The 14,535-nt window shown below is 50.2% G+C and carries 9 protein-coding genes; 3 read left to right on the top strand and 6 right to left on the bottom strand.

What is annotated here, in order from left to right; genetic code table 11:
* Positions 1-226 precede the first annotated feature (226 nt).
* The 3 genes from G459_RS0100105 (at position 227) to G459_RS0100095 (ending at position 5,061) form a co-directional block, all read left to right on the top strand.
* Positions 227-2,569 carry an ABC transporter permease gene (locus tag G459_RS0100105; protein ID WP_026965803.1) on the top strand — a complete coding sequence of 781 codons (2,343 nt, stop codon included), beginning with the start codon at positions 227-229 and terminating at the stop codon, positions 2,567-2,569.
* A gap of 115 nt (positions 2,570-2,684) precedes the next feature.
* Positions 2,685-3,881, top strand: coding sequence for an esterase (locus G459_RS0100100; RefSeq protein ID WP_026965802.1), 1,197 nt, complete (start codon positions 2,685-2,687; stop codon positions 3,879-3,881).
* Between the two features lie 22 nt (positions 3,882-3,903).
* Positions 3,904-5,061 (top strand): esterase, encoded by a 1,158-nt coding sequence (locus G459_RS0100095; RefSeq protein WP_026965801.1) that lies wholly within the window; start codon positions 3,904-3,906, stop codon positions 5,059-5,061.
* Between the two features lie 244 nt (positions 5,062-5,305).
* Here the strand turns inward: G459_RS0100095 and G459_RS0100085 are convergent, their stop codons facing one another.
* The 6 genes from G459_RS0100085 to G459_RS0100060 all read right to left on the bottom strand — a co-directional run bounded on the left by G459_RS0100085 (position 5,306) and on the right by G459_RS0100060 (position 14,489).
* Positions 5,306-5,896, bottom strand: coding sequence for a DUF4142 domain-containing protein (locus G459_RS0100085; protein WP_084454281.1), 591 nt, complete (start codon positions 5,894-5,896; stop codon positions 5,306-5,308).
* Positions 5,897-6,103: 207 nt separating this feature from the next.
* Complete coding sequence (locus G459_RS0100080) at positions 6,104-7,942, bottom strand: right-handed parallel beta-helix repeat-containing protein (RefSeq protein ID WP_026965799.1); 1,839 nt, start codon at positions 7,940-7,942, stop codon at positions 6,104-6,106.
* Between the two features lie 202 nt (positions 7,943-8,144).
* The gene (locus G459_RS0100075; protein ID WP_026965798.1) at positions 8,145-9,587 is read right to left on the bottom strand and encodes a TolC family protein; all 1,443 of its coding nucleotides are present in this window, start codon (positions 9,585-9,587) and stop codon (positions 8,145-8,147) included.
* Positions 9,580-12,807: an efflux RND transporter permease subunit gene (locus G459_RS0100070; RefSeq protein ID WP_026965797.1), complete on the bottom strand. Its 3,228-nt coding sequence runs from the start codon at positions 12,805-12,807 to the stop codon at positions 9,580-9,582. Before G459_RS0100070 ends, G459_RS0100075 begins: the two co-directional genes overlap by 8 nt.
* A 25-nt stretch (positions 12,808-12,832) precedes the next feature.
* Positions 12,833-13,927 (bottom strand): efflux RND transporter periplasmic adaptor subunit, encoded by a 1,095-nt coding sequence (locus G459_RS0100065; RefSeq protein ID WP_035454785.1) that lies wholly within the window; start codon positions 13,925-13,927, stop codon positions 12,833-12,835.
* Positions 13,928-14,078: 151 nt separating this feature from the next.
* Complete coding sequence (locus tag G459_RS0100060; RefSeq protein WP_026965795.1) at positions 14,079-14,489, bottom strand: hypothetical protein; 411 nt, start codon at positions 14,487-14,489, stop codon at positions 14,079-14,081.
* Between the last annotated feature and the right edge of the window lie 46 nt (positions 14,490-14,535).

Genomic DNA, 14,535 nt, shown 5'->3' with positions numbered 1-14,535 from the left:
AGAAAATACGGTTTTCAAAGACGCTTGGAAGTGAGGTTAAAAGTTTTCATTGAGATGTGTCTGTAGGGATTTTTCCCAAAATCGGACATTTTTGTTCGTCAAAAGATGAATAGTCTCTTCAATTAGGCCTTTCCATCCAAATTGAGCTAGTTAGTTCAGGCATAGCTTTAGCCTTGAAAATTGGCTTGGAAGAGACACGGAGCTTCTCTCCAAACATGAAAAACCTATGTGGAAAAACTACCTAAAGACCTCATTTAGAAATCTGCTTCGGCACAAAGGCTATGCGCTGATCAATATCCTCGGCCTGACCTCCGGCATCACAGTAAGTATTTTTATCCTGCTTTGGATTCTCGATGAGGTGTCTTACGACCGGTTTCTGCCCAACACTGATCGGATCTATAGCGTGATGATCAACTCCAAACTGCCCGATGGCAGCATTTCGACGCACCCAGTGCCATCGGCAAGTCTCAAAGACGTGCTGGTGAACGAGATCCCCGAGATCGAAGCGGCGGCTCGATACAGCTTTGAGACAGATCTGCTGGTGAAGAACCAATCGGAAGGGTTTAACGAAACCGGGATTTTTGCGGACTCGGCCTTTTTTGAGGTTTTCAGGGTTCCTTTTTCCAAAGGAAATCTCGGAGAACTGAATACAATCGTCCTTTCGGAAGACTTGGCGGCAAAGCTTTTCCCTCAGGAAAACCCCATCGGAAAGACCGTCACTCTCAATCAAAACCAAGAGCTGACCGTGACCGGAGTCTTCGAAAACTTACCCGTCAATTCCACACTTCAGTTTGATTTTGTAGCGCCCTTTGAGCTGTACCTGCGGGAAAATCCCTGGATGGAAAACTGGCAGGCTGGCGGTTCCCGAACTGCAGTTTTGCTTCGGGAAAACAGCCCAATCCCCAATTCGAAGATCGCCGGTCTGATCCAAAGTAACTGCGCCGACTGTACCAGCAGGTCCTTTCTTTTTCCGTATCAAAACCTCCGACTTCACGGCGAATTTGAGAATGGAGTGAACGCCGGCGGTAGAATCGAGCAGGTCTATCTCTTCGGCACGGTCGCCCTGCTGATCCTCGTCATGGCCTGCATCAACTTCATCAACCTCGCCACCGCCCGAGCCGGCACACGCGGACGTGAGGTTGGCATCCGTAAATCCATCGGCGCAAACCGATCCGAGCTGATCGTCCAATTCATCTTGGAATCAATCCTACTCTCGTGGTTTGCCTTGATTTTTGCCGTTTTGCTGGTGCAGCTGCTTCTTCCTTTTTTCAATGACCTGACCAAAAAATCCGTCAGCTTGGAATTGACGAATCCGGTTTTTCTGCTCGGAGTTGTATCCATTACCCTGCTAACCGGCGTACTTTCGGGAAGCTACCCTGCCTTGGTTTTGTCTGGATTTAACCCGATCAAAGTCTTGAAAGGTGACAGTCGCTCCATGCTTAGCGGCATTGGCTTGCGGCGAGTGTTGGTCGTAGCGCAGTTTGCGACCTCGGCGATTCTGGTCGTAGGAAGCGTTGCCGTCTATCAGCAGATCACTTATATCAGCGAGCGTAATCTCGGTTTCAACAAGGAAAACATCCTCGTCGTCGATCAAAACGAGGGCATCGTCAAGAACTACGCGGGCATCAAAAACGAGCTGAATCAGCTACCGGGAGTGGAAAGCATCGCCTTTGGCGGAAACAGTATCTTCTCTGTTCCCATCACCACCCCCGATCCTGTTTGGCCGGGAAAACCATCCCAATCGACCGTCAACTTCAAGATCTTCCGCTGTGACGAAGCGTTCATTCCCACCTTGAGTATCCCACTAAGCGAAGGCCGAAACTTTGCCGGAGCGCAAGATGCATCCAACTACATCATCAACAAAAAAGCCGCCGAAGCCATGGGCTTGGATCCTGAGACGGCGGTCGGGACAGCGCTGGAGATGTGGAATGGAAAAGGCCAAATCGTGGGCGTCACGGAGGATTTTCACAATGACAATCTCAGGCTGGATATCGAGCCGATGATCTTTATGTACTCCGAAAATGTGGGCTCCCACTACTTCATCAAGGTCTCCGGCCAGGCTCCCATGGCTACTGCGGTGGAGCAGATCGAGACAGTCTTCAAAAAACAGAACCCCGATTATCCATTTGAATTCCGTTTTCTTGAGGAGGTTTTTGACAGGGAATATCAGAGCGAGCAAGTCATCGGAAAGCTCTCTTTGGCTTTTACGGCTATCGCGATTTTGATCTCAGGACTGGGACTCTTTGGTTTGGCTTCCTTTACCGCAGAGCTTAGAACCAAGGAGATCGGCATCCGTAAAGTCCTCGGAGCGTCAGCGGGAAGTCTTTCCGTCCTGCTTTGCGGCGACTTCGCCATCTTGGTTTTGACAAGTCTGCTGATCGGATTTCCTCTGGCTTGGTACTTTGTCGACCAGTTCCTCGACGGATTTACCTACCATACGGAGATTCGATGGACTTTGTATTTTCTAACGGCCATCCTGATGCTCGGACTGACCTTCCTCTCAGTCGGCTATCATACACTCAAGGCCGCTTGGACCAATCCGGTAGATTCATTGCAAAACGAAGGGTAAAAAAACTTCATCCGTCTCACAACTATCAATCGACTAGCTCCCTGTAGAAAAATAGTCGTAGGAATTTATTGGGTGTTTTTCTATTTTTCCACTTTGAGACAATAGAAAACAACCCATGAACAAAAACCTACTCTTTACCTTCATTTGCCTCCTCGTGCTGAACTTTTCGGTTCAGGCACAGGAAGCTCTATTTGGAGCCCAGCCGATCACTTCACCAGAGATTCACGACGACTCCTCGGTGACGTTCCGGCTTTCGGCTCCCAACGCCAAATCGGTTCAAATCACCGGAGACTTTCTCCCAACCGTGAAGATCGAAACCCCTCGGGGAACTTTCGACGGCCCGGGAAAGGCTGAACTCACCAAAGACGACAAGGGCGTCTGGACCTATAAAAGCGAACCGCTCAAGCCAGAACTCTACGGCTATTCCTTCATCGTCGACGGTTTCAGCACTACCGACCCGAGCAATCCTTTCCTGATCCGGGATGTGGCCTCTGTCACCAATATCCTGATCGTCGGCAAAGGACAAGCGGATCTGTACCGAACCAATGACATTGCCCACGGCAGCGTCACCCGTCGCTGGTATGACTCTCCGGGACTGGGAATGGATCGCAGAATCACGATCTACACTCCTCCGGGATATGAAAAATCAACCGAAAAACTTCCCGTGCTCTATCTTCTTCACGGTGCCGGTGGTGACGAAGAAGCTTGGATTGCGCTCGGCAGGACCGCTCAAATCATGGACAACCTGATCGCCGAAGGCAAAGTCAAACCGATGATCGTGGTGATGCCAAACGGGAATGTAATCCAGGACGGAGCGCCGGGCGAGGGCAGTATGGGCTTCTACAAGCCGCAGTTTATGGTCGCCAAGACTATGGACGGAACTTATGAAGGTTCGTTCCAGGACATCATCGCTTTCGTGGAAAGCAACTACCGGGTGCAGGCCGACAAAGCTCACCGCGCGATTGCTGGACTTTCCATGGGCGGCTATCATTCCCTCCACATCTCCCGATACTATCCGAACACGTTCGACTACGTAGGCTTATTCTCCGCGGCGATCATGGCGCGTGAAGACGCTACAGGCAAGGTTTATAGCAATTTTGACCAGACGCTCAAAGCGCAAATGGACAATGGCTACAAATTGTATTGGATCGCCATCGGCAAGACTGACTTCCTCTACGACGCCAACAAAGAATACCGGGCCAAGCTCGACAGTATGGGGATGAAGTACACCTATGTAGAAAGCGAGGGTGGTCATATCTGGAGAAACTGGCGAGTGTACCTGAGCCAATTTGCGCCGCTGCTTTTCAATTAACCAATAATCAACCCATTACGACATGAAGTTTACCTATTTATTCAAAAGCCTGGCCTTCCTCCTTTTGCTGGGAGTTTCCGCCAGCACCCAAGCGCAGGAGATCAGCGCGATGCAGGCTCCCCGGGTCGTTTCGCCGGAAGTTGCCGACGATCACTCGGTGACTTTTAGAGTGCTTTCTGAAAAAGCAACCGAAGTCACGCTCAACGGAAGCTGGATGGGATTTGGCACAACGTTACCCCTCACAAAGGGCGAACAGGGTGTCTGGTCCCTGACCATCGATCCGCTGCCATCCTCGATGTATCACTACAATTTCTTTGTGGATGGAGTCGCACTGATCGACCCGACCAATTCTCAGGCATTGCGTGACGGCACCCGCTATGCCAGTTTGCTGATGGTACCGGGAGAAGAATCAGAAGTCTTCCAGTTGAATGACACACCGCACGGAGACATTTCGCAAGTGTGGTACAACTCCCCCTCGCTGGAAGTAGACAGAAGAATGTACGTCTACACTCCTCCCGGATATGCCAGCGGCAAAGATTCCTATCCCGTCCTATACCTCCTTCATGGTGCCGGCGGAGACGAAGATGCTTGGACTTCCTTGGGAAGAGCAAATCTGATCCTGGACAATCTGATCGCTTCGGGCAAATCCAAGCCGATGATTGTCGTCATGACCAATGGCAATGCCTGGCAGACTTCCACCCTGAGAAATATTCCGGGCCAACCTGTACCAACTCGGGAGACCCGTGCACAGTATCAGGGTAAATTTGAAAAGAGCCTGGTCGAAGACGTCGTGCCCTATATCGAAAAGAACTACCGGGTAAAGGCTGACAAAGACCACCGCGCGCTTGCCGGTTTGTCGATGGGGGGAGGACATACCATCACCGCTTCGATCAACTATCCGGGCACTTTCGGCTACATTGGGGTATTCAGCAGCGGAATCTTTGACGCCAATGCCGATATGGCCGAGATGGAGAAAAAGTTCATCGCGTTAAAAGACAGCGGCGTTTCCAAGTACTGGGTGGCCTGCGGCAAAGAGGATTTCGTCATGGAATCCAACAAGCGGTTGCTTGCCATGCTGGACAAGACGGGCTTTGAGCATGAGTACTTCGAAAATGAAGGCGGCCACACCTGGGCCAACTGGAGAACTTACCTGTCGATGTTTGCTCCGATGCTGTTTTAAGCGAAAAACAATTAACCCGTTCTATAAAACAAGAAAAGCGCTGGCCAAATCGGTCCGCGCTTTTTTTCGTTATGCTGCTTCTCCCCAAGCAACATTTGATCTCTAATTCCACGCGTGCAGTTTCGAAGAAGCAGTACAGCAAAAAGAAAAGCTACACAAACCATAAATCTGCGGGAATTTGAGACCCACAAAAAAAGCCGGTCTCCCGCAAAGGAAACCGGCTCAAAGGTTGGTTGATCAAGTCTTAGATATCTTCCAACCCGATTTCTGTCTTCACCAAAGTTGCCTCGGTTCTGTGAGCTTTAATCATGCTCAGGGTCTTTTCAGCATACCCTTTGACAGTGAAGTTCTCGCCGTTATCGATCTGATTTTCGAACATCGACTTGGAGCTCTCCAACGCATCCAGTTGAAACTGGATAAATGCTTTGTCAAAATCCTCGCCTTGAAGCGCAGCCAGTTCATCGTATTTGGCCTGCATTTCAGCGGACATATCCGTGGAGACTTCAATGTCTTTTGAATCTGCTATTTCGTTGAACTCCGTTTGGCTTTCCGTGTTTTCGTTCACGAGCAGCGTGCCATATTCCATCACCGAATCGTCCTCTCCGTTAGCAAGGGCCAATTGTCCCATACTCACCTGAGCATTGATAAACTGAGAAGATGAGATGGCGAAGTTCCGGTCTTGTTCGCTCACCGAATCCACGATGGGCTCGTCGTCTTCATTATCGCAAGATGCCATGCCTACCAGGCAAAATGCGGATAGCAATACCGCTCCTGATCTCTTGACCAAGGCAGTTCGCATAGAAGATGTGGGCAGGGTTTGATTAACTGTTCTCATAAGAAAATTAGTTGGTTTAGTGTACTCCGAGAATTGTGCAAGGACTGTTCCGTATGCCTATATGGCGTTTTAAGCGCGTTTTGCCCTAAAAACGTTGGGTAGCATGCCTACACACTGTTGCGAAAACTTCCCACTACCGACAGAATCCCGGGATGTTTTTACTTCAGAAATGACTTCCTTCAGACTGCACCGGTTCAAACCTCCCGTTCAGCGCTTTTCCCTTTTCACCTTCTTCTTCCATCTGGACACTGCCTTGCGCAGGGTCTTCTGATAGTCTGCGTCACCCTTCGGAAAAAAATGATTGTCCACCTTCTGTATATCGGTCTCCTGAGTCGTATTATAGCGGATCGGCGGATGGCTTTCTTGGGTAAAAAAGTAATTTCCTCTTACCAAATTAGTAGTCGCCCGGTGGAAGCGGAGCGGAGACTTGGCAATCTCATACACCAGATTACCCTCAACAAGCAGATCCGTGGTACCCTCGTCGAGGAACATCCCGTTGCTTTCTGCTCGACCGGCATTGACTTTCACATCATGGATCCGATTGTCGAGAATCTTGCTTCCGGGCTGAAGGCCCAGCATATAGATCCCTCCACCATCGCTGAGTGTGTTCATGATTTCATGTATGTGATTTCCGACAATGGTATTTTCCCGCGAAGGTGTAGCCTGCGGAGTCCACATCCAGCCCACCGAAATTCCCGTGTAGGGCAGGTCAAAGAGCTCATTGTAAGCGATCGTAGTCTGAGCTGTCAGACCAGCCCAGATTCCGACGGCTCCGTAAAACTGCGCTCCCACACGGGAGATCGTGCAGTTTTCGATGGTGTTGGAAGCTGCGACCTGCTCTGCCGCTGACTTCCACCAGGGCTGGCCGTCGACGAGCCTGTCCTGCCCCTCTCCTATCATGATCCCGTTGCCCGAGATATCCGTAAGCTCAGAGTCCACCACCTTGCAGTTTTTGGAGCCTGTCCCAAACCAGATCCCTGAGCCGCCAAAATTCCGAAATGAGCAGCCGACAAAGGAAATGTTCTCCGCCCAGACCGCAGAGATCGCACCTGGCACTACCGCCCAGCCTCCGTTGCCCGGCCGTGGGTCGAAATGACAGGCCTGAACGCCACAATAGCCTTCTTCGGGAATGTTCCATTTACTGTATTGGAAGGCGACTCCTTCGAAGCGGATGTTTTTCACAACCTGATCCTCTTGTCCGATTATCGAAATCAGTCCTTCGGAAAAAGGAATCGTCACCTCTAAATCAGCCGGATTTACACCCTCGGGAAGCTTCAGTAGGAGTTTTTTCTGATCGGGGAGAAAAACCCACTCATAGTCTGCATCCAAAAATTCAGGTGCATTTTCCAAGAAATACCGGGGATTAGGTTCCCAGTTGTCGATCGTGAAAAATGCAGGCGACCGCGCGCCGATCGTGTCCACAGCCACTAATTGATCCGTATCGGCATTGATGTTTTTGACGCCGATTCTCGAGATCGACCAGTCGTGAAGAAAGACCAACTCGACCCCATCAGTAGCCGAGGGAATGGGAAAGTCGCCTTTTTCAAAATAGAAATTGGTGCGTCGATCTTCTCCCGCTTGCTTTACATAGAGGAAACCCTCATTGGGAAATCTGGCCCGAATGGCCCTTTTCCCCGAGATAAAAAGCTCGCGAAAGCCAGACTCCGCTAAAATCTCCGGCACCGGAGCCTCCCAAAGTCCTTCGTTGTTTTTGCTCCACCGGGACACCTCAACTCCTCCAGAGATCACGGGAGATTCGTTTCCCTGAGCCTTGAAGACAAGCTGCCCCGAGCCAAATGGCCGGAATATCAGCGGCTCCGAAATCGAGTAAGTTCCCCCAGCTATCCAAACCGTTACCTCAGACTCCTCTTCATCTTCGAGGATTTTCAAAGCCTGTTTTTGAGCAGCTGGGATTGTCTTCAACGGTTGTTTCTTCGTGCCGTCATTGGAATCACTTCCGCCCGGAGAGACATAGACTTCCTGCGCGCTCAGCGAAAAAGTAAGCAGGACGAGGGACAAGAAGAAAAACACAGGCTTGAAGGTCATTGTGGCGGCGATTAGTTCCAACCCAAAAGTTAACGGCTCACCGTTAGAAATGTGTCCTTTCCGCTGATTTCTCTAAAGATGGATTTAGCCGGCCGAAGCTTCATAAGCTTTCCAAAATCAAAAAACCATTCCGCAACGCTGCAGAATGGTTTTTGAATAAGATTAATCATCACTCTATGCTAGCCTACGCTAACGTCTTCCGTCATTCAGGTCTGGTCCATCCTCCGCCCAGAGCCTGATAGACATTGACCATGGCCCTCATCTGATCCATCTTGGTTTCGATCAGCTCCATCCTGGATTCCAGGGCATCCCTTTGCGTCAGCAACACCTCCATATAATCCGCCCGTGCAGAGCGGAACAAGCTGTTGGATATCGAGATGGACTCGGTAAGCGCTGACACCTGTTGGGACTTCAAATCGTAGCTTTTCTCCAGGTTATTGATCTTGGAGAGTTGGTTAGCCACTTCGATGTATCCGTTGAGGATACTCTGCTCGTAGTTGATGACCGCTTGCATCTGCTTGGAGTTGGCCGAGGCATAGTTGGCTTTGATCGCATTTCTGTTGATCAGGGGAGCCATCAAGTCGCCGGCAAGCGAGTACAGCATCGACTGAGGTGAGTTAAACAGAAATTCCGCGTTGAATGCATTGTAGCCCAGCCCGGCTGTAATCCGGAAGGAAGGATAGAAATTGGCTTTCGCGACCTTCACGTCCAGTTTTGCAGCCTCCAGCTCGAGCTCTGCCTGTCGGATATCCGGGCGGTTGGCCAGTAGCTGAGAAGGAATCCCAGCCTTGATCAGTTGCGGTGTCATCTGCTCGAAGGACGATGAATTACGCGCTACCGGCTGTGGAAACCGACCTACCAAGAAGTTGATCCTGTTTTCAGCCTCGGTGATCTGCTGATGAATGTTGTAGATCAGGCTTTGGTTTTTGGCAACTTCCGCTTCAAATCTCTTCACCGCAAGCTCGGATACTTTGGCCGCCTGCTTTTGCAGTTTCACAATCTCCAAGGCATCCTTTTGAATCCCAATATTCTGGTTCAGGATGCTCAGCTGATTGTCCAGTGCCATGAGCTCAAAGTAGGAATTGGCGATCTCTGCTACGAGCTGGGTAACCATGAAGTTTTTACCTTCTACGGTTGAGAGGTAGTTAAAAACAGCCACTTTCTTGGCGTTTCTCAGCTTTTTCCAGACGTCAAGTTCCCAAGAAGCGTAGGCTCCAACCATCAAATCAGTGTAAGGCTCCGGAAATTCCTCACCGGGTTTGATCTCGTTGTTAGCTTCCAAGGCACCGTAGCGAGTATATCTCCCGACCTTGTCCATGCCGGCACCAGCCTGAATATTGACAAAGGGCAGGTATTCACCTTTTCTGGCTTTGATCTCATTGTTAGAGACATTGATCTCCTGGAGCATCATATTCAGCTCCTGGTTGTTTGCCAGCGCAGTATCGATCAGCGCTCTCAAGTTCGGATCACTGAAAAACTCGCTCCACTTGACCTCTGTGACGTTGGTGGTATCCTGAGAGCCGTTGTAGCTCTCAGGTGTCCCTGTCCGTTCGGCACGGGAGGTAGGTTCGGTGATCTTGCAACCCCATGCAGCAAGCACGATAAAAGCGGCTGCAAGGGATTTGGTGATAATGTGCTTATTCATTTTCAATTCCTTTTTTGTTCAGCAACTTTTTCAACTTTTTGATGGTGCTATCTTTTGAAGCACTTTCGACAAACTCTTCGCTGAGCGGGGTCTCGTGCTCATCCCGGATCATCTGTCTGCCATCTGCCAACGTACCAAAGATGTAGTACAGGCCTGGCACGATGATTACGCCGAAGATGGTCCCGAAAAGCATCCCACCGAGTGCCGAAGAACCGATGGTTCGGTTGCCGATCGCACCCGGACCCGTAGCGATCACCAATGGAATCAACCCTGCAATAAAGGCGAAGGATGTCATCAGGATAGGACGGAAACGGACCTTGGCTCCCTCGATCGCCGCATCCAAGATGGTCGAGCCCTGCTGACGCTTCTGCACCGCAAATTCGACGATCAACACGGCGTTTTTACCGAGGAGACCGACCAGCATGATCAGACCGATCTGAGCGTAGATATCATTGGCCAGTCCCGTAAGCTTCAGCAGCAGAAACGATCCAAATACCCCAGCCGGAAGCGAGAATACGACCGCAAGCGGGATGATAAAGCTCTCATATTGCGCAGCCAAAACGAGGTAAACGAAGATCAACACGACGATGAAGATGTAAACTGCCTCGTTGCCTCTTCGCGATTCGTCGTAGGAAAGACCCTCCCAGGCAATGTCATAGCCGTGGGGCAGCGTCTGTGCAGCCACTTCCCGGATCGCCTCGATGGCATCCCCACTGGTGTAGCCTTTGGCTGGCACTCCTTTGATAGAGGAGGAAGTGTACAGGTTGAATCGGGTGATCTCGTTTGGCCCTTGCTTTTTCTCCATTTTCATAAAAGCCGAATAAGGCACCATCTCTCCATGCTCACTCTTGATGAAGAGGTTGAGGATGTCGCTTGGCAGCTTTCTGTATTCCGGAGCAGACTGGGTGTACACCTTGAAGAAGTTGCCAAATCGTACAAAGCCCTGCTCGTAGGTACTACCGATGAGTACGTCAAGGTTGGCCATGGCCTTGCCGATGGACACGCCTTTTTGCATCGCCAGTTCGTTATCGATGATCAGCTCGTACTGCGGATAGTTGGCCGCAAAGAAGGTGAACAGACCTGTCAATTCAGGACGTTTCTTCAGCGCGTTCATGAAGTCGGTGTTGACTTTGTCAAACTCGTGATAGTCCACGGTGCTGTTTTTATCCAACATACGGAGTGAGAAACCATCTGAGGAACCGTAGCCCGGTACTGCCGGTGGCTCGAAATACTCGATGACTGCACCAAGGTCCTTGGTTTTTTCCTCCAACTCTTCGATGATCTCATGTACCGAATGTTCACGGTCTGACCAGTCTTTCAGGTTGATCAAACAGGTACCTGCATTGGATCCACGACCTTCGGTCAAGATTTCATAACCTGCCAATGAAGAAACAGACTGGATTCCTTCTACTTCCTCGGCGATCTCCTGAAGGTGTCGTGACACTTCATTGGTTCGCTCCAGGGTAGAACCCGGAGGAGTCTGGATGATCGCGTAGATCATCCCCTGATCTTCGTTCGGGATAAAACCTGAGGGCAGGACCTGGTTGACCGCGAAGATACCGAAGCCAAACGAGGCCAAGATCGCCCAGGTGACGACCCGGCGATTCACAATCAGCGTCAAGAGCTTGGTGTATCCGCCGGTCAATCTGTCAAACTTGCGGTTGAACCAATCGATGAACTTGTCGACAATCGATTTCTTCTTGTGTTTGCCGTGGTTGTTTCTCAAGATCATCGCACACAATACAGGCGTCAGCGTCAGTGCGACGAGACCCGAAAGGACGATGGCACTCGCCATGGTGATGGAGAACTGTCGGTAGAAAACTCCCACCGGACCCGTCATGAAGGCAACCGGCACGAATACCGCGGTCATGATCAGGGTGATCGCGATGATCGCACCGCTGATCTCTCCCAGCACTTTTTTCACGGCCTTGTACGGAGTGAGGTGTTCTTCCTCTTCCATCTTAGCGTGAACCGCCTCCACCACTACGATGGCATCATCGACCACGATCCCGATCGCCAGCACGAGGGCAAAGAGCGTGATCAGGTTGATCGTGAGCCCAAATAGCTGCATAAAGACAAATGCCCCAATCAATGAAACCGGAACCGCAATGGCAGGGATCAGCGTAGATCTCCAATCCCCCAAGAATAGGAACACAACAACAGCCACCAAGACAAAGGCCTCGAGCAGGGTGTGCATTACCTTATCTATGGATGCATCCACGAACTTGGAGACGTCGTAGTTGATCTCATATTCCATTCCGGGAGGGAAGTCAGGCTTCAGTTCCTCCAGTTTGGCTTTCACTTCCTCGATTACCTTGCTCGCGTTACTTCCGATGTTTTGCTTCAATACAATGGAAGCCGCCGGATAGCCGTCTTTGTTAGAATAGATATCGAAGAACTCACTTCCCAGCTCAACCTCCGCCACGTCTTTCAGCTTCAGGATTTCTCCCTCTGGGTTAGCTTTGATGATGATCTCCTGATACTCCTCGGGCTTGTTGAATCGACCTTTGTAGGTCAGCACATATTCGAGAGACTGCGGATCCTTACCTGATGCCTGCCCCAATCGACCCGGCCGGCCGATCACACTTTGCTCATCGATGGCCTCCAGCACTTCTTCTGTGGAAATGTTGTAAGCCCTCATCCGGTCTGGCTTCAGCCAAACCCGCATCGCATACTGGCGGCTACCCAGGATCTGGGCACGGCCCATTCCATGAATCCGTTGCAGTTCAGGGAGAATGTGAACGTTGGCGTAGTTGTATAGGAACTTCTCATCCGCATTCTTATCCTTGCTGAACAGGTTGACATACATCAACATACTCGGCTGAATCGGGGTGATGATGACCCCTTCACGCTGCACCAGAGGCGGCAGGTTGTTCATGATCTGATCGACCCTGGTTTTCACGTTTACAACCGCCGCATTCGGGTCAGTACCGGGTTCGAAGATGATCTGAACAGTCGCTTCACCGGCACTGGTCGCATCAGAGATGATGTACTGCATGCCCTGTACGCCGTTGATGGCGCGCTCCAGAGGAATCAGGGTGGAACTTACCAGCACGTCGGCACTGGAACCGGGATAGGCGATGAATATATTGACCCGTGGAGGGGCAATCTCGGGAAACTGGGATATCGGACGGGTAGTGATAGCCAAAATTCCGAGGAATATAATGGCCAGCGATATGGCTATAGCCAATACCGGTCTTTGGATGAATTTAGTAAACATCTTAGCTGTGATTTAGAGTATGACCTTATTCAGCATGTAAGCTGTTCAGCTCAGACATTACTTTCTCCAGTGGTACAAATTCAACCTTGATCTTTTGGCCGTTTTCTACTTTTCTCAAACCCTCAATCAAGATCTTGTCATTCGCTCTCAGTTCATTTGCTATGATGAAAAGATGCGGCAATTCGGTCAAAACAGTGATTTGTTTGGATTGAACCACGCCGTCTTCACCTACGACAAAGACAAATTTCTTGTCCAGAATTTCGAAGGTTGCCTTTTGGGGAATGAGCAAAGAGCCGGGGTGCTGCACGGGCATCTTGATATTTCCCGTTTCACCGTGTCTCAGGACTCTGTTTGGGTTTTGAAAAGTCGCCCGGAAGGCGATGTTTCCTGTCTCGTTGTTGAAGTCGGACTCGATCGCTTCGATCACACCGGGGGTGCCAAAATCTTTACCGTTTGCCATGTGGAGCAACACTTTTGGCAGATTTTCGATGGAAGCACTGGACACCAAGTCTAAGTATTCCGCCTCAGGCACGTTGAAGTATACCCACATCGTGGTATTGTCAGACAGGGTCGTCAGCAGTTCTCCCTCGTCCAGCAAACTTCCCATCCGGACGTCGTTGAACCGACCCATGATGCCGTCAAATGGCGCTCGGATTTCGGTGAAGCTCAAGTGCGTCTCAGCGAGTTTCAATTCTGCGTTGGCTTTTGTCAATTTGGCTTTTGCAAGCGCCAACTCGTTTTGGGAAACCACATTGCTGTCGGCAAGGGTCTTGGTATTGAGGTATTCGATCTCCGCAAAGCTGGCTTCCGCCTTGGCGATCTCCATCTCAGACTGGTAGATCAGCGGCATGATACGAAACATCAGCTGCCCTTTTTTTACGATCTGGCCTTCGTCCACGTAGATATTTTGGAGGTAGCCTTTCTCAAGTGCTCTCAGCTCGATGTGCTGGGAAGAGCGGATCTGGCTGACGTAGTCTTTGTATACGATGGTGTCCTTCTGAACGGGACTCGTGACGAGGAAAGTAGCTTCTTCCTCGTGTTTTTCATGATGGGAGTCACAGCTGGCATGAAACAGCAGCGTGCTGATTCCCATAGCCATGAGAATTCTATTGATCTTCATTCGTTAAAATCATTAAAAGAGTGATGGAAATACAACTGCTGGAGAGGACATTACCAGACTGAGGCTATCTCAGTCCGCCTTCCAGGGATAGTGGGTCATATGCTAATTGAACAGGATACCAGGCAGGAAACTGCCGGGAAAAAGAAACCTGTTAAATAGTAAAGACCCCGTTGTACAAGTGCAAACGATGCGGAAATATGAAGAAAAAGTGTCTGTAGAATCTAAGAAAACGGGTGCGATACGCTCCGAAACTTACCGAAAGGAGGAATAAGAAGACCGCCGACAGGGCAAGCTGGAGTTCAAGTGAGAAGGCTCCGGCGTACTCATCCGGGTCTTTCTCCAATACTTCCGATTCCCAGTCCTGATTTTGCTGATCCGCCGAATGGTCGGACTTCACTTTTGGGCTGAAATGAAAAGCTCTGGATTCTGTCTTGACGGGCTGGTCCGAGGTAGAGGAACCGAACGTAAATGAGCCGAGGGAGTATACAAGGAAAAGCTGGCTGTATCCTATAGAAAGGATCAGCGTTAAACTCACAATAAGTCGGAGCACTTTTCTCAACATGACTACAAAGCTAAATCGAGTTATTTTCCAGAACAAGTGAAAAATT

The organism is Algoriphagus terrigena DSM 22685 (genome assembly GCF_000429445.1).
Taxonomy (GTDB): Bacteria; Bacteroidota; Bacteroidia; order Cytophagales; family Cyclobacteriaceae; genus Algoriphagus; species Algoriphagus terrigena.
This window is presented reverse-complemented; position numbering and strand designations above follow the sequence as displayed.